Source organism: Pararhizobium sp. LjRoot235 (assembly GCF_964254145.1).
Taxonomy (GTDB): domain Bacteria; phylum Pseudomonadota; class Alphaproteobacteria; order Rhizobiales; family Rhizobiaceae; genus Pararhizobium.
Map to the genome: position 1 here is coordinate 937,453 of NZ_CAXUSP020000002.1, position 20,971 is coordinate 958,423.

Genomic DNA, 20,971 nt, shown 5'->3' on the forward strand with positions numbered 1-20,971 from the left:
TGCCGGTAACGCTGGCTCCCCACACCGACGAATTCCTGTCGTCGTGGATCACTCGGCATGCCGCGTTTTATGAGGTCCCTCCCCTGGGCTATGCTTCAGCATTGCCTTCCCGAGGTGCTATCATTGCGCACGGCCGATTTAGATCTCACCGAAGGTCAGGTCGTCCGCATCGCCTGCATGTCCTCGGTCGATCCCGCCACGGTCCGCCGCATGACTTTCTCGAATATTGCGCAATCGTCACGGCGGCTGATTGCCGGCGAGCCACGGCAATTATGCTGCAGCTGTCGTTCGACTATCGACGGGTTGCAAACCATTCTTCGAAGCCACTTTCTTGGCTGGCGGATCACCTGTCCGCTTTGTGGTACCCACCTTCAGAACATTGGCGGGCGTGACCGCCCCTCTCCCTTCAGTCGCTACCACAATGCTGCGCTGATAGGAGAACGGTTACTCGACGACGAGGCCGAGAGCGGCATCCAAAACTGGGTGTCGCCAAGTGAGATTGCCCGCCTTCTGTTGATGCGACGCGTTCCAAAGCCTTTCCCCGATCAATACGAACCGTCAGGGTTTAGAGTGCTCGGCGTGATCATTCCTGATCTCGATGACGTTCTCAAGATGAGAAAGTAGCGAACTCCCGACGCCAGCAAGTCCGATCTTGCCACTGCATTTGAGGCAGGCTCTTTTAGCTGGCGTGGCCATCGTCCAGCGCGCCGGACCTGAGATGCTTCACATGCTGCGTAGCCATATGATGGGCGAGAACAAAGCCCGCTTCGGCAACGCTATAAACGATATCGTGGACTGCGCACGTCAATCTCGGACGTCTTCGCAGTTGCACTTAATGTGAGATTCACGGCTAAAGGAATCTCAAATAAAATGCCAAGCAAGAAAGAAACAGCCGCAGTCTTACGTTTAAGTACCAAACGACACCGTTTTCGGTTGTCAAGGACTTGAGAGCAATTCTCAGCTCTTGTCCTCATTCTTCGCGAAACGTTCGTAGAGCTCATCGAGATTATCGGTCAGGAATTTGCCGAACTTCACAGCATTTCTGGCCTTCAGGGACAGCGAAAATCCATTGTTGCCGCTTTTGATCTGCGCCGAAACGCTCTTGTCGGCGGGCGTCCAGGTGCTGCCGCTCGCGACCGACTTTGTTACCCGCTTAGCCGTCGTCTTCAGCCCGGCGAGAACAGAGTTGAACCGGGTATTGCTGTCCAGCGCGCGCACACTCTCATCCGCGAGAATAGCCTTTGCCTTCAACAGATTTCCGGCTTTGCCCATCAGCAGCGAGAGTTCCACCCAGCGCTCGCGCCCAACGGCGGACGCCGACCCGATCTGCGCGATGACATCGGCGGGAATCCGCTCCGTAACGGACATCATTTTTGAGACGGATGCCGCATTGGCCGATAACGCGGTTATGATGGTCTCACGGTCGTAACCGAGATCATCCAGCCGCCTGGCAAAGGCGGCGCGCTCGATGAAGGTGAGGTCGGCGCGGGCGGAGTTTTCCTGGCCTTGGGCGATCACATGCGTGCGGTCATCCAGCGCCTTGACGATCGCCCGCACCGGCCGGCCGATCTCTCTTGCCACGCGTACACGGCGGTGGCCGAAGACGATCTGGTAGCGGCCGTCCTTCTCCGGGTGAGGGCGCACCAGAATGGGCGAGTCCTGACCGCGTTCCTGCATGGCGCGCAGCAGTTCCTGATATTGCTCGCCGTCGTCTTCCATGCGATCCGTCACGAAAGAGCCCTCGACCGCATCGGGGTCGATCTCGATGACCGTCTCTCCCTCCATCAGCTTCTCGGCCTGCTTTGCAAGCTCATCAATCGAGCGGATCATCGTTTTCGAGGCACCGCGGACCGGATAGGCCGGCATATCGGTGGCATCGTCCTGATCCATAAGACCTGCGAGCAAGTTTTTCCTAGCCATGGCACCACTCCGAATAGTTTCTAGAGAGTTGAATTTACGAACGAAAATCCGAAATTTGTCAGCTGACAAATTCAGCGCCTCCAGGCGTCGTGAATAAGTCCCGCGATCTCGGTATTTACGGCATCGAGCGACTCGATCGCACGGTCATAGGTCGAGCGGATCATCTGCGCCCTTTCGACCTCATACAAGCTCTGCTTGGTGATGCCGGCATCGGAGATCGCCGTCGATTTCAACATCTGGTTCTTCAGCATATTCTGGTGGAACATCGACTGCATGAAGCCAACCATCTGCGCCTGCGGCACGTCCGTCGGCTCGTAGCGAGTGACCAGGTAGCGGTACCATTCGAGATTGACCGCAGCACCGGCCGCCCGGATCGGTTTCAGGATACCGCCGAGCATCAAGAGGAACTGGCCCATCGACATCACATCGAGCATCTGCGGATGGATCGTGATGAGCACGCTGGTCGCGGCTGTCAGTGCGGTGATCGTCAGGTAGCCGAGCTGGGGAGGGCAATCGATGACGACGACGTCGTAGCGATCGTCGACCTCGCCCAGCGCTTTGCCAATGCGCGTAAAGAATGTCTTGCCTTCCGTCGACCCCTTGTTGCTCATCGCCAGCGGCGTATCGTACTCGAACTCCTGGAGTTCCAAGTTGGCCGGGACGATGTCGAGGCCCGGGAAATTGGTTGTGTGGATGATCTCTGAAAGCGGCTTCTTCTCGCCGTCATAGCGGATCGCGTCATAAAGCGACGGCGTCTGGTCGCGCTCTGGCTGAAAGCCATGAAGGGAGGAGAGGGAAGCCTGCGGGTCGAGATCAACGGCGAGCACCCGGTGCCCGGTCAAAGCCAGGTACTGTGCGAGATGCGCCGCGGTCGTCGTTTTTCCCGAACCGCCCTTGAAGTTGACAACAGCCAGCACCTGCAGCTTCTCGCCGGACCGCCGGTGCGGCACATACATCTTGGCTTCCGAGCGGCCATGCAGGTCGAGATAGTGCCGAAGTTCCAGCATCTGCTCGGCGCTGTAGGTGCGCCGGCCGGACGCAGAGGTCTGCGGAACCGGGCCTTTGCCTTCGAGATGCAGCTTCTTCAAATTACTTTGGGATACGCCGATATAAGACGCGGCTTCCGCCAGGCTGAACGACCGCAAGCTCTTGCGTGCATTGGGGGGGAAACGCTGAACGCTAAGCAAATGCAGCTTCTTGGAGATCAGGTCGCCCTGTTCAAGAATTTGGTCCTCGAAATGGCCAAGCATGGACTGTGCGGAAATGGACGAAGTAGCGTTCATTGGCGGCATACTTTCAAATAACGATTTTCAGGTGATTTGCTGCTGATAACCGTTTTTATGGCCGCGTTTTGTCATACGCAAGGAAATTAGCGTTAACAAGACGTTACATCATTGATTGCAAAGGACTTTATCTTTGACCGACAAAACAGGGGGATAAAAAAGACGCGGCAGCAGCAAGATTGCCGCTACCGCGCTCGTTGGGGCAAAGGCCGCACCGCCTTGCCCGCCGCCTCAACCGCACCGCCTGGGGAGATGCAAGCGATGCGATCGAGAAAAAATCACCTGATCATGCAGCCTTGCGCTTCTTCTGACGATAGACGTCGACGACGACAGCGGCGATGATGATGATGCCCTTGACGATCTCCTGGTAGTAGGCGTCGACGCGCAGGAAGGTGAAGCCGGAGGTCATGACGCCGAGGATCACCGTGCCGATGACCGTGCCGGTGATGCGACCAACGCCGCCGGTCAGCGAAGTGCCGCCGATGACGGTGGCGGCGATCGCATCGAGTTCGTACATCACGCCCATGCCGGCCTGTGCCGTCTGCGCCCGCGCCGCCGTCACCACGCCGGCCAGCCCCGCCAGCATGCCGGCGATTGCATAGACCTTGACCAGATGCGCCTCGACATTGATGCCCGAGACCCGGGCGGCCTGGACGTTGGCGCCGATCGCATAGGTGAACTTGCCGTAGCGGGTGTAGCGCAGCGCAATGTGGAAGATCAGTGCGACGACGAGGAAGACGACGACCGGCCAGATGCCCGTGCCGATGAAGTTGAACTGGTCGGTGAGGCCAGAAACCGGCTGACCCTTCGTATACCATTTGGAGAGACCGCGGGCCGAGACCATCATGCCGAGCGTCGCGATGAAGGGCGGGATCTTCGTGCGGGCGATCAACTGGCCATTGATGAAGCCGGCCAACAGGCCGATGCCAAGGCCAAGGCCGATCGGCACGATCGCCGGCAGGTCGGTCAGCGACGGATAAAGCGCCCGCGGCCAGGTCGAGGCCTGCGCCACGCTGGCGGCGATCATCGCCGTCATGCCGACGACGGAACCGGAGGACAGATCGATGCCGCCGGTGATGATCACCTGCGTCACGCCGACGGCGATGATGCCGATCACCGCCACCTGCAGGATCATGATCGTCAGCCGCTGCGGGTTCATCAGGAAGCTCTGACCGACGAAGATCCAGCCGAGCACTTCATAGACCAGCGCGATGCCGATCAGCACCAGGAAAATGTTGAATTCCGCGGGCATCCGTCGTCTGGATTTGGCAAGCGGTGTGCCCGCACTCCGTGCAGCGACATTGGTTTCCATTTCTCTTTCCTCCCTGTGGTTGGCATTTCCTGCGCCGTCAGCGTGCGGCAAGTTCCATCACCTTGACTTGGGTCGCTTCCGCCCGATCCAGGAAACCCGTGACCCGGCCTTCATGCATGACCATGACCCGGTCGCTCATGCCGAGAACCTCGGGCATTTCCGACGAGATCATGATGACGGCGACGCCGTCGCGGGCGAGTTCCGTCACAAGACGGTGGATTTCCGCCTTGGCGCCGACGTCGATGCCGCGCGTCGGCTCGTCGAGGATCAGGATGCGCGGATTGGTCAAGAGCCAGCGGCCGATCAACGCCTTCTGCTGGTTGCCGCCGGAGAGATTTTCGATGCGCTCGGCAAGGTTCGGCGTCTTCACCCGAAGCTTGCGAGCCATGTCCTCGCATTGCGCCGAGACGCCCTTCTCATCGACAAAGCCCATCTTGACGAATTTGTCCTGGAGCACGGCGATCTGCATGTTTTCCAAAATGTCGAGGATCAGCAGGCAGCCGGTGTCCTTACGGTCCTCGGTCAAAAAAGCCATGCGGTTTCGGATGGCCTCTGTCGGCGAGGCAATGCTGACCGGCTTGCCGTTGATCCGGATCGAGCCCGAACTGGCCGGCGTCACACCGAACAGCGTTTCGGCGACATTTGAACGGCCGGAGCCGACGAGACCGGCGACGCCAAGGATTTCACCGGCACGCACGTCGAACGAGACGTCGTGGAAGACATCCTTCAGGCAGAGGTCCTTGACCGACAGCACGACATCGCCGATCGGCACCTCCTCCTTCGGAAACATCTGGGTGATCTCGCGGCCGACCATCATCCGGATGATGTCGTCGCGCGTCACGTCGCTCGAGGCATGGGTGCCGATATACTTGCCGTCGCGAAACACCGAGAACTCGTCGGCGATCTCGAACAGCTCGTTCATCTTGTGGGTGATGTAGACGATGCCGATGCCCTGGCTGCGCAGGTCACGGATGATCTCAAACAGATGCGCCACCTCGCGGTCGGTCAGTGCCGAGGTCGGCTCGTCCATGATCAAGACGTCGGACTGGTACGACACCGCCTTGGCGATCTCGACCATCTGGCGGTTGGCGATCGACAGGTCGCGCACCTCTGACTGCGGATCGAGCGCGATGTTCAGCCGCTTAAACAGCGCGGCCGTCATCCGGTTCATCTCGCCGTGATCGACGAAGCCGAACCGGGTCAAGGGTTCGCGGCGGATCCAGATGTTCTCAGCCACTGTCATGAACGGCATCAGGTTGAGCTCCTGATGGATCATCGCGATGCCGTTTTCGAGCGCATCGAGCGGCGATTTCAACTGGATATCGACGCCCTTGAACTTCACCTCGCCCTTGTCGGGGGTGTAGATGCCGGCCAGGATCTTCATCAGCGTCGATTTGCCGGCACCATTCTCGCCCATCAGCGCATGTACCGTGCCGCGCTTCAGCCGGAACGACACGTCGTCGAGCGCCACCACGCCCGGAAACTCCTTGCGCACGCCTTCGACCGCAAGCAGATATTCGGCATTCGGCACCGCGCCACTCGCACGCACTGCCGCCATCGTTGTCGGACTAACCATTGTTCTAATGCCTCCCTGTCGCCTCATCGGCCAGAACCCGTGCGCGCAGGCACCAAGGGTTCTCGGATGGTTCACCGGACACACAGCGCGTGTCCGTCATAAAAACCGGGCAATCCGGAGCGCGGCCGGCCGCGCTCCGGGGATCATTGGCTTAGTTCTTAGCCTGATAGTCTTTGAGGTTGGCCGGAGTCACCAGTTCGAAGGGGATGTAGACCTTCGTGTCGACCGTTTCACCGCGAGCAAACTTCAATGCCGCGTCGAGCGAGCCCTTACCCTGACCGGCAGCGTTCTGGAATACGGTGACATCGAGGTCGCCTTCAGCCATGGACGCAAGCGCGTCCTGCGTCGCATCGACACCGCCGATGACGACGCTGTCCATGGAGCGGCCGGCGGCCTTCAGCGCCTGGATAGCGCCGATGGCCATTTCGTCGTTGTTGGCGATGACGGCATCGAATTCCAGGCCGGCCGACAGCCAGTTGGTCACGAGGTCGGCACCCTGGGTGCGCGACCAGCTGGCCGTCTGCTCTTCGACGATCTCGATGCCTTTGCAGGCGTCGGTCGCGAGTACGTCATGCACATCCTTGGTGCGCATGCGGGCCGCCTGGTTGGAAAGCTCGCCCATCATGACGACAGCCTTGCCCTTGCCGCCAAGCAGTTTGCAGACTTCCTGGGTTTCCAGTGTGCCGGATTCGGCCTCATTGGAAGCGACGAAAGCCTGCTTCTCCGGAAGGCTGTCGATGTTGCTCGGCTCGCGGTTGACGTAGACCAGCGGGATGCCTGCATCCGCGGCGATCTTCGACATGGCAGCGGTCGCATCGGTATCGACCGGGTTGACGATGATGGCATTGACGCCGGCAGCGATGAAGTTCTGGATCTGGCTCTGCTGCTTGGCGACATCGTTCTGCGCGTCTTCGACCTGCAACGTCACGCCGTCGAGCGTCTTGGCGTAGTCCTGCATGCCGTTGCGCAGAACGGTCAGGAAGTTGTCATCGAACAGCGCCATCGAGACGCCGACCGTTTCGGCATGCGCCGCCGTCGACATCATCACAGCCAGAGCCGCGCCCATGATCATTTTCTTCATGTGTATTTCCTCCACAAAACGGTGTCCGGCAACCACCCTCCACAAGCCGGAGGCATCCCGGTCCCCGGTGATGCCCGTTTCCCATTACCGCCTCTCCCGTGGCGGGCCTTCAAAACAGAATAAACAAACCGATCGCTTGCCAATACGGAATATGTATTCCATTTATTAACGTGCCGTCAAGTGCGCATCGGCATATAATCACGCAAAAATGCCGGCCAATGCGCTTCATGCCTCATCCTCCCGCAGCAAGGAACTCCATACTCTCGCGCACGGCCATCCCGATGTCGCTCCGTTGATGTACCGCCGGAGAAAAAGGTTCGAAGGAGAAGAAGCCGGCATAACCGCTTGTTCGTAACCTCTCGATCTGGCCGGCATTGTCGATCCGGTCATCGGCATCGACCAGCACCCGATGCGGATCGCGCATCTCGCTAACAGTGACGCCGGCATCCGCGACGCCGGATATATGCACGAGACCGGTTATTTCAGGATAGAATTTTTCTTCTCCTGCTAGATAGTGATGGAACGTGTCATGCACGAGTTTGAACCTGCCGTCGCCGCCGACGGCACTTATCCCTTCGGCCGCCTCGGTTTTCGAGCGTAGCGAGCAGATCTCAAAGCCGAGCGGCTCGACAAGGCCGATGACGCCTGCTTGCTCCAGCATCGGCTTCAGTGCGCTCAGCGCCTGACGCAGGTTCGCCTGCCGCTCGCCGTCCTTCTGGCCGCTGCCGTCATTGACGGGCACCACAACTAGCGCCTCTGCGCCGCAATCCCGCGCGTAATTGATAAGTTCCTGGGCCTCGCGGGCGCGGTCATCGTTCCAGTCGTTGAACCGTTGCAGCGCGTTGATCGAGATGATCGTCAGCCCGTGTTTTTCGGCGAGAGCCTTGACCTTGTTCGCAGGCGTTCCATCGATGATGGCGTTGCCGGCAAGGTCGTTGCGGATCTCCACCGCAGAAATGCCGAGTGATTGGGCGAGTGTGAAGAATTCGTGCAGCGGCAATGCCGGCGCGGTCATGTGATTGAGGGCGAACGAAAGAGTCGTCATAGGTGATATTTCCTCCTGCAAGTAAATCGAAGGGGAGCAGCCCGGCGCGCGCAGCGCTGGGAGCACGGTTCCGCCCCTCGAAGACTTGGAGGATCATCAGCTTATTGCCATGCAGTCAAAGCGGAACACCACCGTTTCTCTTTCATCCGTGAAAGAATACGAAAACGTCATGATGGAATTCCATCATTCTGTGCCTGGTCGCTTAAATATTCTCAGGCGTGAAAATATCGAAGGGGAGGAATGTCTGGCCAGGAACCCCGGCAACTCCGCGATCGATGGCACTAACCATCAGGCCAACCAGTTCCCGCGCGAGCGGAGCGACCGGCGTTGCAATCGCCATGGTGACGAGATCCTCGGCCAGCGCCGCGCGCGATTCCGGTGTCAGTTCGTTGACCACCACCAGCAGCTTTCCGGCGAGCTTCTCCTCGGCCAGGGCCGAAACGGCACCCTCCATTCCGCCACCGCAGACGTAGAAGCCGACCAGATCAGGGTGGCGCTGCAACAGGTTCAGCGTCGCCTCATGGGTGATCTCGGCTGTCTCAAGGTTGACCAGCGTATCAAGGACCTCGAACTCGGGGGCGTGCTCCCGAAAATAGGATCGAAAGCCAATCTCCCGCAGTTCGTGCCCATGAAACCGATGACTGCCGACGAAGGCCGCCACCTTTCCCGGCTTGCGTGCCGCCTTGGCAATCATCCACGCCGCCGTGCGTCCAGCTTTCCGATTGTTGAGACCGACATAGCCCTCACGAACGCCGGTCGCAAAGTCCGACAGAAGCGAAAAAACCGGAATCCCTCTTTCCTTCAGTTCCTCCACGACTGCCGTCACTGCCGGGTAATCGGGTCCGACAAGGGCGATCGCTTGATGGCGCGCCGCCATGGCCCGCAGCTTTTCCGTGATGGCCGCGGGCGTTGCGCTTGCAGCAAAATCGATCTGTGGAACGACGCGAATGCCCGGCGCCGAAAGCGCAGCATTCTCGATCTCCCTTGCCATGGACTGGTAGAAATACTGGTTGGGCTTTTGCAGGATAAAGCCCAGCCTGTATTGCGGCAAATCCTCGAATACCCTTTGCCTCAGCAGGCCGATCGCATGATAGCCGATCGATTTAGCCGCATCGTAAACCCGGCGCGCCGTTTCCTCGCGCACGCGGTGACGTCCGTTCAGCACCCGGTCAACAGTGGCGACACTGACGCCGGCAGTTTTGGCAAGATCGGCAATGGTCGGTCGTCCGCTCATGTCTCCTCCTGATGTAAACCATCATTCTCTACATCCATTTTTGATGTACTTTGATAGAATATATCAAGGCTGCATTGAGCCGCCGCGAAAGTCAACCTATCCTCACGATTACAGCACAGGGCGCATCCGGAAACGATGCGCAGGGAGGATCACAGATGAACAGGGCCGCCACGAAACGCGATTACAGTCTGCTCGGCCGCGATGCCCAGACCGCTGTCGAAAGCGGGCTTGCCGCAGCGGAATGGTATCACACCGACATTCCGCGCAAGCAGATGAAGGAGCTGATGAAGCGCGAGGACGGTCCGGCCATCCGCGATACCATCCTCTGGCTCGGCAGCATGATCGTGTCCGGCGGCCTCGGCATCATTTTCTGGGGTTCCTGGTGGTGCGTACCCTTCTTCCTCGTCTACGGTGTCCTGTATGGCTCAGCCTCGGATTCACGCTGGCACGAATGCGGCCATGGCACCGCCTTCAAGACCCGGTGGATGAATGATGCGGTCTACGAGATCGCCTGCTTCATGATCATGCGCAACCCGGTAACCTGGCGCTGGAGCCACACGCGCCACCATACAGATACGGTCATCGTCGGCCGCGACCCGGAAATCGCGGTCATGCGGCCACCGGATCTTGTTCGCCTCGTGCTCAACTTCTTCGGTATTCACGACGTGTCCTATGCGATGATCGACATGGTCCGCAATGCCGCCGGTGTGATCAGCGCCGAAGAAAAGACCTTCATTCCCGAGCAGGAGCAGTCGCGCGCCATCCGCATCGCCCGCATCTGGCTGGCAATCCATGTCGCGACGATCGCCCTTGCGATCGCCATGGGCTCGATCCTGCCTCTGATGCTGATCGGTCTGCCGCGTCTCTATGGTGCCTGGCACCATGTGATGACCGGCCTGTTGCAGCATGGCGGTCTAGCCGACAACGTCATCGATCACCGGCTGAACAGCCGCACAGTCCATATGAACCCGGTGAGCCGGTTCATCTACTGGAACATGAACTACCACGTCGAGCATCACATGTTCCCGATGGTGCCATATCATGCGCTGCCGCGGCTTCATGAAATGATCAAGCACGACCTGCCGGCGCCGAACACGTCGATCCTTGGGGGCTATCGCGAGATGATCCCGGCCTTCCGGCACCAACTCCGAAACGAGGATTATTTCCTCAAGCGCGAACTGCCGCCGACGGCCAAGCCCTACCGGGAAGAGCTGCACGCCGAACCGATCGCCGCCGAATAGAGCGGCGCCCCGAACAAGATCGAATGGAGGAAACCATGAGCAACTGGGTGGAAGTCTGCGCGACCGACGAGATCGACGAAGAGGACGTCATCCGCTTCGACCACGCGGGCAGGACATTCGCCGTCTATCGCAGTCCAGACGACGAGTTCTTTGCAACCGAAGGCCTCTGCACGCATGAGAAAATCCATCTCGCCGACGGGCTGGTAATGGACGACATCATCGAGTGTCCAAAACACAATGGCCGGTTCAGCTACAAGACCGGCGAAGCCAAGGGCGCTCCCGCATGCATCAACCTGAAGACCTATCCGGTCAAGGTCGAAGCCGGCAGCGTCTTCATCTCGCTTGCCTGAAGGACCCATCATGTCGCACATCGTCATCATCGGGGCAGGGGAGTGCGGCGCGCGTGCCGCCTTCGCGCTGCGTGAAAAGAATTTCGACGGGCGGATCACACTGGTCGGCGCCGAAGAGCATCTGCCCTACGAGCGCCCCCCGCTGTCGAAGGACGCGCTACTGCATGGCCTTGAGCCGAAACTTGTCTCGGACGCAGCCCGCTATGCTGACGCAGATATCGACGTCTTGACCGGCCACAGCGTCGAAAGCCTTGACCCGGCTGGAAAAACCTTTCAGCTCTCGAACGGCAACTGCCTAACCTACGACCGCCTGCTGCTGACGACGGGGGCTCGACCACGGCCATTTCCGGGACTTTCCGGCGTCAATCATCGTATCAGGACGCTGCGCACACACGGCGACGCCGTCGCGATCCGCGCCGCCCTGCAGCCGGGCAAGCACCTGGCCATCGTCGGCGGTGGCTTCATCGGGCTTGAGCTTGCCGCAACCGCCCGCAAGCTCGGTGCAACGGTGACGCTTGTTGAGGGTTTGCCACGCATCCTCAGCCGCGGCGTGCCCGAGGAGGTGGCTGTGGTGGTCGCCACGCGGCACAAGGCGGAGGGCGTTGAAATCCTCTGCAGCGTGAAGATCCAGGGACTGTCGGAAGATCGTGAAGGCGCATACGTCCTGCTCGATGATCGCCGCACCATTGAAGCCGACCTGATCGTCGCCGGCATCGGTGCCATCCCGAATGTCGAGCTTGCCCGCGACGCGGGGCTGGCGACCGATAACGGCATTGCCGTCGATACGCATCTTGAAACATCCGATCCGGATATCTTTGCCGCCGGCGATTGCTGCTCCTTCCCGCTTTCGCTTTACGACGGCCGCCGGGTACGGCTGGAGGCTTGGCGTAATGCCCAGGATCAGGGCACGCTTGCTGCTGCCAATCTGCTCGGGGCAGGGGAAGCGGTATCGGCCGTGCCATGGTTCTGGTCGGATCAATACGACTTGACGCTGCAGATCGCCGGGCTTGCCGACGGCGCGATGCAAACAGTCCGCCGGAATATGACAGACGGGGCTTTCATCCTCTTCCATCTCGACGCCGATGGTCGCCTTTTGGCAGCAAGCGGCATCGGAGCGGGTAACGCCGTTGCCCGCGACATCCGCCTTGCCGAAATGATGATCGCGGCAAGTCTCCGCCCCGATCCCGTGGTTCTGGCGACACCGGGGACCAAGCTCAAAACATTGCTCGCAGCCTGAAACGCCGGATGCCGCCAGTTTCCTGCGGGATGCGGTTTTCCAACCCGACGCCATTCGCCTCAATTTCGATATCACAACAGAACCAGACGGTGGCGGGCACCTGCCGGCCGGCCGCGACAAGGGGAGAGATCAATGAGACACCGCCGCCCGACCGTGGCCGACCTTCTGTCAATCAAGGGCAAACGCCAGCTCAGCATGCTGCGCGTCGAAACGCTGGATGAGGCGGATGCCGCCGAGCGGGCAGGGGTTGACCTTCTCTCCGTACCACCATCCCTGCTCGGCCCGGCCTTTCGCGAAGCCGCGCCCTCCTGCTTCGCCTTCCCTGGGCTTGAATATGGCGACTTCGTCACAGCGGACGAATATATCCGGGCAGCCTTCCAGGCGCTGAAGGCCGGCGGCGACGCCGTCTATTGCGCCGCCAGCCTGCAGACAGTGCGCCGCATGCGCGACGAAGGCATCCCCGTCTGCGGCCATGTCGGCCTCATTCCCTCCAAAGCCACCTGGACCGGTGGTTTTCGCGCCGTCGGCAAGACGTCGCTGAGCGCGCTCGAAATCTGGCGCCAAACCAAGGCGCTCGAGGCAGCCGGCGCTTTCGCCGCTGAAATCGAAGTCGTGCCCGTCGACGTCGCGAGCGCGATCAGCAAACGCACCTCCATGCTGATGCTCTCGATGGGCGCCGGAGCGGGCTGCGACGCACAATACCTCTTTGCCGACGACGTGCTCGGTGCCAACAAGGGCCACGTCCCGCGCCACGCGAAGATCTACCGCAACTTCGCCGCCGAATATGACCACCTGCAACGGGAGCGCATCGCCGCCTTCTGCGAATATGTCGCCGACGTGAAATCCGGCACCTATCCGGGCAAGGCGCATCTGATTGGTATCGAGCCGGTGGAACTGGAGGCATTCCTGAAGTCGCTGGACTAGCGCAATCTCAATAAGGCAATCCCACATAATTTTCGGCAAGTGCCGTCGCCGCCGCGCGGGAATGGGTGAGATAGTCGAGTTCGGCTTCCTGGATCCTCTGGTCGAAAGCGCCGGCCTCCGGGAAGCGGTGCATCATCGTCGTCATCCACCAGGAAAACCGCACAGCCTTCCAGACGCGGGAGAGGGCGCGGGCCGTATAGGCATCAATGCCGGCGAGTGAGCGGTCCTGGTAATATTCAGCGAGACCTGAAGCGAGGTAGTGGACATCGCTCGCCGCAAGATTGAGCCCTTTAGCGCCGGTCGGCGGCACGATGTGGGCGGCATCGCCGACGAGGAAGAGCTTGCCGAAACGCATCGGCTCGGCAACGAAGGAACGGAGCGGCGCGATCGATTTTTCGAAGGATGCGCCTGTCACTAGGGTTTCGGCATGATGCGCGGGGAGCCGCCGGCGCAGCTCGTCCCAGAAGCGATCGTCGCTCCAGTCCTCGATCTTCTCGTCAAGCGGACATTGCAGATAATACCGGCTGCGCGTTTCCGATCGCATCGAGCAGAGCGCAAAGCCGAGCGGATGGTTGGCATAGATCAGCTCTTGGCTGACCGGAGGTACGTCGGCCAGAATACCCAGCCAGCCGAAAGGATAGATCTTCTCGAAGGTACGGATGGCCCTTTCGGGAATGGACTTGCGGCTGACGCCATGAAAACCGTCGCACCCGGCGATGTAATCGCAGTCGATGCGATGGGTAACGCCCCCGATCTCGTAGGTCACATAGGGCGACTGGCCATCAAAATTGTGCGGGCAGACATTGGATGCATCGTAGATCGTCGTGGCGCCGCTCGCTTCGCGGTGTAGCATCAGGTCGCGCGTCAACTCAGTCTGCCCGTAAACCATGACGCCCTTGCCGCAAGTCAGTTCCTTAAGGTCGATGCGGTGATCGCGCCCATCGAAGGCAAGCGAGAAGCCGTCATGCGGCAGACCCTCGGCGTGCATGCGTGAGCCGGCTGCTGCTTCGTCCATGAGTCCGACGGTCCCGTGTTCGAGAACACCCGCACGCACGCGTCCGAGGATGTAGTCTTTGCCCACCCGGTCCAGAATAACTGCGTCGATGCCGGCTTTCGCCAGCAATTGTCCGAGCAGCAAGCCGGACGGACCCGAACCGATGATGACAACCTGCGTGCGCATCTCTTCCTCCCGAAGCCGTGCATTCCTCCGTTGTGCCACCGGCACAGGATCGCCTCCATGGACATTGCGGCCAAGAAATTGCACAAATCGAACACTCTGGAATTTGTAGATAGATGATGCGCTCCATCCCCACATACGACCTCTACGGCGAAAAAGCTGGTGATTCTCCGGATTTCTGGCTGCATTGCGAAACGATCCCGTCTCGTAGCAGCCTGCATCACTGGGAGATCGGATCGCATCGACACGAGCAGTTCTTTCAGATCCTGTACATCGAGGCCGGATCCGGCGATGCGGTGTTCGGCGATGATGTCCACCCAATCGTGCCGCCCATGGTGATCACGGTGCCGCCCTTCGCGCGCCACGGATTTCGGTTTTCCAAGGACATCGACGGTTATGTCTTCACGGTGCTGACCTCGCATCTGAAAACCATGCCCGTCGACCGTGGCCGGCTTGGCGAGTGGCTGGGCGTGCCCCGTTTGACGGGACTGTCAAGGGAGCACGCCGACAGTCGCTATATTGCCGAGACCTTGCATCGGCTCGCCGCGGAAACAGCCGCGCGGCGGACGGGACCCGCCGATCTGTGCGAGGCTTATCTGACGGCGGCGCTGAGGCTGACGGCACGGTTGTTTGCCACCGGACACGGCGACGAGGAGGACGGAGCAAATGAAAACGAGCGTCGCCTGAACAGGCTGGCGGGCCTGATCCACCAGCATCTCCGCTCGCACAAACCGGCATCCTTCTATGCACGCGAACTCGGCATTTCCCCGACGCACCTGAACCGCGTCGTCAAGCAGCTCACCGGCCGCAACACCCAGACACTCATCAACGGCAAACTGATCGACGAAGCCCAGCGTGAACTGCTTTTCACGCAGTTACCGGTGCAGGAAATCGGCTACCGTCTCGGCTTTTCCGATCCCGCCTATTTCTCGCGCTTCTTTTTGACTCACACAGGCCTGTCGCCGCGGCAATGGCGGATGGCGCAGAACAGGGTGGCTTGAGCCGTTACCTCTCGGCACGCTTGCGCCCGGTGGAATAACCGAGTTGCTCGGACAGTTCGTGTGCGGCGGCGAGCAGGCTATCGAGATAGGCCTGACGATTGCGCAACCCGTCTTCCTTTGGCGTGACAAGGCAGAGCGTGGCGACGCATTGACCACCGGCCTGATGCACCGGCACGGCGAAGCAATGGGTGAAGGTTTCCACTTCGCTGTTGAAGGTGAAATAGCCGTCGATGGTCGCCTGCCGGACTTCGGAGATGAACCGCGCCGGATCCAGCCGCTTGCCGCTCGGCAGAACGAAATCGTCGGCGGGAATGAAGTCGACAATCTCCGCGTCGCTGAGATGCGCCACCAGCAGGCGGCCGGAAGCCGTCCACGGGATCGGCACCAGCTCGCCGATATTGGACGAGATGCGGAATGCGCGCACGCCTTCGCGCATCATGACGACGGTGTATTTGTTGCCCTCCAGGAGGCACATCTGCGCGGTTTCGCGGGTTTCTTCCGCCAGACGCGCGAGCAGGTCCTCGGATTCGCGCATCAGATCGAACTGGTCGGCATAGGCCGTGCCGAGGAAATAAAGCTTGCGCCCCAAAAACACCCGGCCGTCGCCGCCCTGATAGTCCAGCATGCCATGGCGTAACAGAAGATTGATCAGTTCGTAGACCGACGAACGCGGTGCGCCGATCTCGACGGCGATCTCGTTCGGTCGCATCGGCTGGCGTTTCGTGCGCAGGAATTCGAGAATCTCGAAGGCACGATCAAGACCCCGCGTGCGCCGCGATACGATGTCTTCTGCGCCATCTGTCATTCGATCCGTCCTCGTCAAAAGTTAAGCGCGCGACCTTTGCAAGCCGCGCCCGGCATTTCAAGCCCTGTCCGCCCGATAGGCGACGCAATCGACTTCCACCTTGCAATCGACCATCATGCGCGACTGCACACAGGCCCGCGCCGGCGGATTGGCGCCGAAATATTCAGCATAGACGCCGTTGAAGCTCCAGAAGTCGCGGGGGTCGTCAAGCCAGACGCCGACGCGCACCACGTCCTCGATACCGTATCCTGCCTCATGCAGGATGGCGATCAGGTTCTCGATCGCCTTGCGGCTTTCGGCAACGATGCCGCCGCGGATGATCTCGCCGTTTTCCATCGGCACCTGACCGGACACATGCAGCCAGCCATTGGCTTCCACCGCACGGGCGAAGGGCAGGGGCTGTCCGCCTGCACCCGTTTCGCCGGCGCCATAACGCTTGATGGTCATGAATCTTTTCTCTCTTTTGTTTTAGTTGAAACTGGATGTCTTGAGGAATTCCGCAAGCCGCTCGGTTTTCGGCCGGACGAACATCTCCTTCGGGTCGCCTTCCTCGCAGATCACGCCCTGGTTCATGAAGATCACCCGCGAGGAGACGTCATAGGCAAAACGCATCTCGTGCGTGACGAGCAGCATGCTCATGCCGTCCGCCGCCAAGCCCTTGATCACCTGCAGCACCTCGCCCACCAGTTCGGGATCGAGCGCCGAAGTCACCTCGTCGAACAGCATCAGGCGCGGGTTCATAGCAATCGCCCGAGCGATCGCGACGCGCTGCTGCTGGCCGCCGGAAAGCTGGCCGGGGTAGTTATCGGCGCGGGAGGCAAGGCCGACGCGGTCGAGCCATTTTACGGCGACGGCACGCGCCTCGTCGCGGGGCATCTTCTTCACCTTGACGAGACCGAGCATGACGTTCTGCGCCGCGGTCATATGCGGGAAGAGATTGAACTGTTGGAAGGCCATGCCGGTCAGCGCGCGCTGGCGGGCGATGTCCTTCTCGCTCTTGCGCCTGCGGACAGAGCCGGTCTGCTCATAGCCGATGTCCTCACCTTCGAGCAGGATGCGCCCGCCCTGGAATTCTTCCAGCATGTTGATGCAGCGAAGCATCGTCGTCTTGCCCGAGCCGGAGGAACCGATGATTGAGATCACTTCGCCCTCATTCATCGTGCAATCGACCCCCTTCAGCACTTCGACGGTGCCATACTGCTTGCGCAGACCCTGTATTTCGAGAAGTACCTTGCTCATGGCGATCGAGCCCTCAGGACGGAACGGCGGTCTTGCGCTCGACATATTTGCCGAACCGCTCGATGCCGTAATTGATGACAAAATAGAGAAACCCGGCGAAAAAATAGAACTGCAGGCTCAGGAAATTGCGCGAGATGATTTCCTGCGTGCGCAAGAGCAACTCGGCTACCCCGATGACGGAGAGCAGCGTCGAAGCCTTGACCATCTCGGCCGCCGTGTTCACCCAGGCGGGCAAGAATTGCCGCAACGCCTGCGGCCAGAGCACATAGGCGAATGTCTGGCGGAAGGTCAGCCCGATCGCCTTGGCGGCTTCCGTCTGACCCTTCGGGATCGCCTGCAATCCGCCGCGGACGATCTCGCCGACATGCGACGAGCAGAAGATTGCCAACGCCAGAACTCCGGCTTGGAACGGTCCAAGCTCGATACCGATCGTGGAGAGCACATAATAGCTGGCGAGAACCAGCACGAGCACCGGCGTGCCGCGAATGAAGTCGGTATAGGCGCGCACCACGAGCCGCAGCACGCGGTTGCCGTAGACGAGCGATAGACCGACGAGTACGCCGAGCAGCGATCCGGCAATGATCGAGAGAAGCGAGATCGACACAGTGATGCCGAGCCCTTTCAGGACGACGAAGCGGGCGATCCAGAGCTGATCGAAGAAAGCGGAGAAATCCATCATGATCATCACCTTGGAACCGAAAGCCGCCGCTCGACCAGACGCATCAGCGCGGCGAGCACGGAACAGGTGGCGACATAGAGACCGGACGCGACAATCCAGGTCTCGATGACGCGGAAAGTCTCCACGTTGATCTTGCGCGCCTCGAAGGTCAGTTCCGGCACCGCGATGGCTGCTGCCAGCGACGTATCCTTGAACAGCGAAATCACCGTCGAGGACAATGATGGCAGGACGTTGCGCAGCATCAGTGGCACGATGATCGACACGCGGATCTGCATCGGCGTCAACCCGATGGCGAGCCCGGCCTCGGTCAGCCCTCTGGGTATGGAAATAAGGCCGGCCCGGAACACTTCCGCCAGATAAGCGCCGGAATAGATCGACAGGACGGCGACGAAACTCTCGATCTTGCCGAGCCGAACGCCCATCTGCGGCAGCGCGAAATAGGCAAAGAGCACCAGCACGAGGATCGGCAGGTTGCGAATGATCGTCACATAGGCCGCAGCCGGCCGCTGGATCCAATCGCTCTTGGCGGCAAGCGCAAACGCGACCAGCAGACCGATGACGGCGCCGATCAGAATGGAAACGAACGCCAGGCCGAGACTGAGCAGCAGGCCTTCGAGAAGCTGATCGAAGCTGCGCCAGACGGCGGCGAAATTGAGCGTATAACCCATGGCGGCATCCTGCCGTAGCGGGTGGAGGAAGGACGAAGGGCAAACGCCCTTCGTCCCAACGACTGCCGTGCGGCTTACTTGTACTCGACCGGGAAGCCGATCTGCGGCGGCGTCAGATCCTTGCCGAACCAGGTCTTGAACGATTTGGCATAGAAGTCGAACTCGACGCCGGTCATCGCCTCATGCAAGGCGGTGTTGACGAAATTCAGCCAGTCCTGATCACCGCGCTTGACGCCGCAGGCATAGGTCTGCGGGTTCCAGCCGTAGCCGGCATCCTTATAGCGGCCCTGATTCTGGGTCATGTACCAGGCAAGCGACGACTGGTCGGTCGCCGCCGCATCGGCGCGGCCGGATTCGAGCGCCTGATAGATCAGGTCGACCGATTCATACTGATCGACGGTCGCCTCCGGCAGGGCGGCATGCACCATGTCCTCGGCATAGACGTTCTGCAGGACCGAAATGGTGACGGACGAACCGGCCGCCTTCAGCGCTGCATAGTCAGCATGCTTGCCGTCAGCTTTCATCATCAGGCCGACGCCTTCCCGGTAATAGGGAATGGTGAAGGCGATCTGCTGGGCGCGCTCGCCGGTCACCGTCATGAACTGGCAGGTGAGATCCACCTTGTCGGTGGTGATGTTCGGGATGCGCGCGTCGGACGACTGGTTGACGTACTCTATCTTGTCGGGATCGCCGAACAGCGCCTTGGCGACGATGCGGCCCATGTCGACGTCGAAACCCTGCAGCTTGTCTTCGGCGCTCTTGAAGTGCCACGGCGCATTGGTGCTGCCGGTGCCGAGAACGAGATGGCCGCGGGCCAGAACCTCGTCGAGCTTGCTCGCCGCCTGCTGGGCGGCTGCGGGCATTGCAGAAAGAATGAAAGCGGTTGTCAGCGAAAGCGCGCTGGCGCGGAGCGAAATGATCATGATGTTCCCCTGGTGAACGGTTATTCTTATTGTCCGGTATTGTGGACATATGTCTGCTTTACCGGATTGACGTATTCAGCGCCAGGATGCATAAATTGTCAAGACGTGACCGATGGGAATCGGCGCACCAGCCGTGCAGCATTTCCTTCCGCCTGAAATTGCATCTGAAATTTTTTCCGGAGATCTCATGGACAAGCCCGCAGCGACGCTTCAGACCGTGAACACACCGGCCGTGCTGGTCGATCTCGATATCGCCCGCCGCAACATCGGTCGCTACCAGGCCTATGCCGATGCGCACGGGCTAAAGGTCCGCCCCCATATCAAGACGCACAAACTGCCTGCAGTGGCGGAAATGCAGCTCAGGGCAGGGGCCGTGGGCATTACCTGCCAGAAGGTGTCGGAGGCAGAGGCCATGGTTGCCGGCAGCTCGGAGATCCGCGACGTACTGATCACCTACAACATCCTCGGCGCCGAAAAACTTGGGCACCTCGCACAGCTCGCTCGGAAAGTAACGCTCAGCGTCGTCGCCGACAATGAAACGGTGATCGACGGCCTCTCGGCTGTCTTTGCCTACCAACCGGCGCCGCTTCGGGTTCTGGTCGAATGCAATACCGGCGCCGACCGCTGCGGCGTGCCAACCCCGGAAGCTGCCGCCGGGCTTGCGCAACGAATAGCCAAAGCGCCTGGCCTCGTCTTCGGCGGCCTGATGACCTATCCGCCGGCGAACGGCGAGACTGCAGTAGAATCCTTCATGCGCCGTGCCAAGGCCGTCATCGAAGCGGCGGGCATCGCCGTTCCCGTCGTTACGTCAGGCGGAACCCCGTCGATGATGCATGCCGCCGACGCACCGGTGACGACTGAATACCGCCCCGGCACCTATGTCTACAACGACCGCTCGCTCGTCTCGCGCGGCGTCTGCGGCTGGGACGACTGCGCACTCACGGTGCTCGCGACCGTCGTCTCCGTCCCCGCCGCAAACCGCGCGATCATCGATGCCGGGTCAAAGACGCTGACCTCCGATCTTCTCGGCCTTTCAGGTTATGGCCATGTTCTCGGTCGAGGTGACATCTCCATCGACCAACTCTCGGAAGAACATGGCCGCCTGGTCTGCGAAGGCCCGATCAATCTCAAGGTCGGCGACAGGCTTCGCATCGTCCCCAACCACGCGTGCGTGGTCACCAACATGGTCGATGCGGTGAATATCGTGGAACAGGGCGAGATAAGCGGCATATGGACGGTCGCGGCGCGCGGGCGGATTGTTTGAGTAGTCCGATGG

Annotated in this window: 21 protein-coding genes; 7 read left to right on the forward strand and 14 right to left on the reverse strand. The window is 60.4% G+C overall.

Annotation, left to right across the window (positions count from 1 at the left end):
* The first annotated feature begins 123 nt into the window (after positions 1 to 123).
* Entirely contained in the window at positions 124 to 624 is a 501-nt protein-coding gene (locus ACSQ2Z_RS25160; RefSeq protein ID WP_436083912.1) for a hypothetical protein, read from the forward strand.
* Positions 625 to 957: 333 nt separating this feature from the next.
* Here the strand turns inward: ACSQ2Z_RS25160 and repB are convergent, their stop codons facing one another.
* The 7 genes from repB to ACSQ2Z_RS25195 all read right to left on the reverse strand — a co-directional run bounded on the left by repB (position 958) and on the right by ACSQ2Z_RS25195 (position 9,451).
* Positions 958 to 1,920: a plasmid partitioning protein RepB gene (repB, locus tag ACSQ2Z_RS25165; protein ID WP_436083913.1), complete on the reverse strand. Its 963-nt coding sequence runs from the start codon at positions 1,918 to 1,920 to the stop codon at positions 958 to 960.
* A gap of 71 nt (positions 1,921 to 1,991) precedes the next feature.
* Entirely contained in the window at positions 1,992 to 3,203 is a 1,212-nt protein-coding gene (gene repA / locus ACSQ2Z_RS25170) for a plasmid partitioning protein RepA (RefSeq protein ID WP_436083914.1), read from the reverse strand.
* A 286-nt stretch (positions 3,204 to 3,489) separates the two neighbouring features.
* Complete coding sequence (locus tag ACSQ2Z_RS25175) at positions 3,490 to 4,515, reverse strand: ABC transporter permease (RefSeq protein ID WP_436083915.1); 1,026 nt, start codon at positions 4,513 to 4,515, stop codon at positions 3,490 to 3,492.
* A gap of 37 nt (positions 4,516 to 4,552) precedes the next feature.
* On the reverse strand, positions 4,553 to 6,091 hold the full coding sequence (locus tag ACSQ2Z_RS25180) for a sugar ABC transporter ATP-binding protein (protein ID WP_436083916.1): 1,539 nt from the start codon (positions 6,089 to 6,091) through the stop codon (positions 4,553 to 4,555).
* Between the two features lie 151 nt (positions 6,092 to 6,242).
* A complete protein-coding gene (locus tag ACSQ2Z_RS25185) occupies positions 6,243 to 7,172 on the reverse strand; it encodes a sugar ABC transporter substrate-binding protein (RefSeq protein ID WP_436083917.1) in 930 nt (309 codons plus the stop codon).
* Positions 7,173 to 7,404: 232 nt separating this feature from the next.
* The gene (locus ACSQ2Z_RS25190; RefSeq protein ID WP_436083918.1) at positions 7,405 to 8,217 is read right to left on the reverse strand and encodes a TIM barrel protein; all 813 of its coding nucleotides are present in this window, start codon (positions 8,215 to 8,217) and stop codon (positions 7,405 to 7,407) included.
* A 202-nt stretch (positions 8,218 to 8,419) separates the two neighbouring features.
* On the reverse strand, positions 8,420 to 9,451 hold the full coding sequence (locus ACSQ2Z_RS25195) for a LacI family DNA-binding transcriptional regulator (RefSeq protein WP_436083919.1): 1,032 nt from the start codon (positions 9,449 to 9,451) through the stop codon (positions 8,420 to 8,422).
* 155 nt (positions 9,452 to 9,606) lie between these two features.
* Between ACSQ2Z_RS25195 and ACSQ2Z_RS25200 the strand changes: the two genes are divergently transcribed.
* The 4 genes from ACSQ2Z_RS25200 to ACSQ2Z_RS25215 all read left to right on the forward strand — a co-directional run bounded on the left by ACSQ2Z_RS25200 (position 9,607) and on the right by ACSQ2Z_RS25215 (position 13,203).
* On the forward strand, positions 9,607 to 10,692 hold the full coding sequence (locus ACSQ2Z_RS25200) for a fatty acid desaturase family protein (RefSeq protein WP_436083920.1): 1,086 nt from the start codon (positions 9,607 to 9,609) through the stop codon (positions 10,690 to 10,692).
* A gap of 35 nt (positions 10,693 to 10,727) precedes the next feature.
* Positions 10,728 to 11,042: a MocE family 2Fe-2S type ferredoxin gene (locus tag ACSQ2Z_RS25205; protein ID WP_436083921.1), complete on the forward strand. Its 315-nt coding sequence runs from the start codon at positions 10,728 to 10,730 to the stop codon at positions 11,040 to 11,042.
* A 10-nt stretch (positions 11,043 to 11,052) separates the two neighbouring features.
* Complete coding sequence (locus ACSQ2Z_RS25210; RefSeq protein WP_436083922.1) at positions 11,053 to 12,279, forward strand: NAD(P)/FAD-dependent oxidoreductase; 1,227 nt, start codon at positions 11,053 to 11,055, stop codon at positions 12,277 to 12,279.
* A 132-nt stretch (positions 12,280 to 12,411) separates the two neighbouring features.
* Positions 12,412 to 13,203 (forward strand): 3-methyl-2-oxobutanoate hydroxymethyltransferase, encoded by a 792-nt coding sequence (locus tag ACSQ2Z_RS25215; RefSeq protein ID WP_436083923.1) that lies wholly within the window; start codon positions 12,412 to 12,414, stop codon positions 13,201 to 13,203.
* A 7-nt stretch (positions 13,204 to 13,210) separates the two neighbouring features.
* Here ACSQ2Z_RS25215 and pobA read toward each other — a convergent pair whose 3' ends face one another.
* Entirely contained in the window at positions 13,211 to 14,383 is a 1,173-nt protein-coding gene (gene pobA, locus ACSQ2Z_RS25220) for a 4-hydroxybenzoate 3-monooxygenase (RefSeq protein WP_436083924.1), read from the reverse strand.
* A gap of 113 nt (positions 14,384 to 14,496) precedes the next feature.
* Here pobA and ACSQ2Z_RS25225 point away from each other — a divergent pair, with 113 nt between their 5' ends.
* Positions 14,497 to 15,381, forward strand: a complete 885-nt coding sequence (locus ACSQ2Z_RS25225; RefSeq protein WP_436083925.1) for a helix-turn-helix domain-containing protein — start codon at positions 14,497 to 14,499, stop codon at positions 15,379 to 15,381.
* Positions 15,382 to 15,385: 4 nt separating this feature from the next.
* Here ACSQ2Z_RS25225 and ACSQ2Z_RS25230 read toward each other — a convergent pair whose 3' ends face one another.
* From ACSQ2Z_RS25230 to ACSQ2Z_RS25255, 6 genes are all read right to left on the reverse strand, one after another.
* Positions 15,386 to 16,186, reverse strand: a complete 801-nt coding sequence (locus ACSQ2Z_RS25230; protein ID WP_436083926.1) for an IclR family transcriptional regulator — start codon at positions 16,184 to 16,186, stop codon at positions 15,386 to 15,388.
* A 57-nt stretch (positions 16,187 to 16,243) separates the two neighbouring features.
* Positions 16,244 to 16,633 (reverse strand): RidA family protein, encoded by a 390-nt coding sequence (locus ACSQ2Z_RS25235; protein WP_436083927.1) that lies wholly within the window; start codon positions 16,631 to 16,633, stop codon positions 16,244 to 16,246.
* A gap of 21 nt (positions 16,634 to 16,654) precedes the next feature.
* Complete coding sequence (locus tag ACSQ2Z_RS25240; RefSeq protein ID WP_436083928.1) at positions 16,655 to 17,425, reverse strand: amino acid ABC transporter ATP-binding protein; 771 nt, start codon at positions 17,423 to 17,425, stop codon at positions 16,655 to 16,657.
* Positions 17,426 to 17,438: 13 nt separating this feature from the next.
* Complete coding sequence (locus ACSQ2Z_RS25245; RefSeq protein WP_436084154.1) at positions 17,439 to 18,101, reverse strand: amino acid ABC transporter permease; 663 nt, start codon at positions 18,099 to 18,101, stop codon at positions 17,439 to 17,441.
* An 8-nt stretch (positions 18,102 to 18,109) separates the two neighbouring features.
* Positions 18,110 to 18,772: an amino acid ABC transporter permease gene (locus tag ACSQ2Z_RS25250; protein ID WP_436083929.1), complete on the reverse strand. Its 663-nt coding sequence runs from the start codon at positions 18,770 to 18,772 to the stop codon at positions 18,110 to 18,112.
* 74 nt (positions 18,773 to 18,846) lie between these two features.
* Positions 18,847 to 19,695 (reverse strand): transporter substrate-binding domain-containing protein, encoded by an 849-nt coding sequence (locus ACSQ2Z_RS25255; RefSeq protein ID WP_436083930.1) that lies wholly within the window; start codon positions 19,693 to 19,695, stop codon positions 18,847 to 18,849.
* Between the two features lie 187 nt (positions 19,696 to 19,882).
* Between ACSQ2Z_RS25255 and ACSQ2Z_RS25260 the strand changes: the two genes are divergently transcribed.
* Positions 19,883 to 20,959 (forward strand): D-TA family PLP-dependent enzyme, encoded by a 1,077-nt coding sequence (locus ACSQ2Z_RS25260; protein WP_436083931.1) that lies wholly within the window; start codon positions 19,883 to 19,885, stop codon positions 20,957 to 20,959.
* Positions 20,960 to 20,971: the final 12 nt, after the last annotated feature.

Coding starts and splice junctions, on each gene's coding strand:
- repB (WP_436083913.1), bottom strand. CDS start 1,920: ATGGCTAGGAAAAACTTGCTCGCAGGTCTTATGGATCAGGACGATGCC.
- repA (WP_436083914.1), bottom strand. CDS start 3,203: ATGAACGCTACTTCGTCCATTTCCGCACAGTCCATGCTTGGCCATTTC.
- ACSQ2Z_RS25175 (WP_436083915.1), bottom strand. CDS start 4,515: ATGGAAACCAATGTCGCTGCACGGAGTGCGGGCACACCGCTTGCCAAA.
- ACSQ2Z_RS25180 (WP_436083916.1), bottom strand. CDS start 6,091: ATGGTTAGTCCGACAACGATGGCGGCAGTGCGTGCGAGTGGCGCGGTG.
- ACSQ2Z_RS25185 (WP_436083917.1), bottom strand. CDS start 7,172: ATGAAGAAAATGATCATGGGCGCGGCTCTGGCTGTGATGATGTCGACG.
- ACSQ2Z_RS25190 (WP_436083918.1), bottom strand. CDS start 8,217: ATGACGACTCTTTCGTTCGCCCTCAATCACATGACCGCGCCGGCATTG.
- ACSQ2Z_RS25195 (WP_436083919.1), bottom strand. CDS start 9,451: ATGAGCGGACGACCGACCATTGCCGATCTTGCCAAAACTGCCGGCGTC.
- ACSQ2Z_RS25200 (WP_436083920.1), top strand. CDS start 9,607: ATGAACAGGGCCGCCACGAAACGCGATTACAGTCTGCTCGGCCGCGAT.
- ACSQ2Z_RS25205 (WP_436083921.1), top strand. CDS start 10,728: ATGAGCAACTGGGTGGAAGTCTGCGCGACCGACGAGATCGACGAAGAG.
- ACSQ2Z_RS25210 (WP_436083922.1), top strand. CDS start 11,053: ATGTCGCACATCGTCATCATCGGGGCAGGGGAGTGCGGCGCGCGTGCC.
- ACSQ2Z_RS25215 (WP_436083923.1), top strand. CDS start 12,412: ATGAGACACCGCCGCCCGACCGTGGCCGACCTTCTGTCAATCAAGGGC.
- pobA (WP_436083924.1), bottom strand. CDS start 14,383: ATGCGCACGCAGGTTGTCATCATCGGTTCGGGTCCGTCCGGCTTGCTG.
- ACSQ2Z_RS25225 (WP_436083925.1), top strand. CDS start 14,497: ATGATGCGCTCCATCCCCACATACGACCTCTACGGCGAAAAAGCTGGT.
- ACSQ2Z_RS25230 (WP_436083926.1), bottom strand. CDS start 16,186: ATGACAGATGGCGCAGAAGACATCGTATCGCGGCGCACGCGGGGTCTT.
- ACSQ2Z_RS25235 (WP_436083927.1), bottom strand. CDS start 16,633: ATGACCATCAAGCGTTATGGCGCCGGCGAAACGGGTGCAGGCGGACAG.
- ACSQ2Z_RS25240 (WP_436083928.1), bottom strand. CDS start 17,425: ATGAGCAAGGTACTTCTCGAAATACAGGGTCTGCGCAAGCAGTATGGC.
- ACSQ2Z_RS25245 (WP_436084154.1), bottom strand. CDS start 18,101: ATGGATTTCTCCGCTTTCTTCGATCAGCTCTGGATCGCCCGCTTCGTC.
- ACSQ2Z_RS25250 (WP_436083929.1), bottom strand. CDS start 18,772: ATGGGTTATACGCTCAATTTCGCCGCCGTCTGGCGCAGCTTCGATCAG.
- ACSQ2Z_RS25255 (WP_436083930.1), bottom strand. CDS start 19,695: ATGATCATTTCGCTCCGCGCCAGCGCGCTTTCGCTGACAACCGCTTTC.
- ACSQ2Z_RS25260 (WP_436083931.1), top strand. CDS start 19,883: ATGGACAAGCCCGCAGCGACGCTTCAGACCGTGAACACACCGGCCGTG.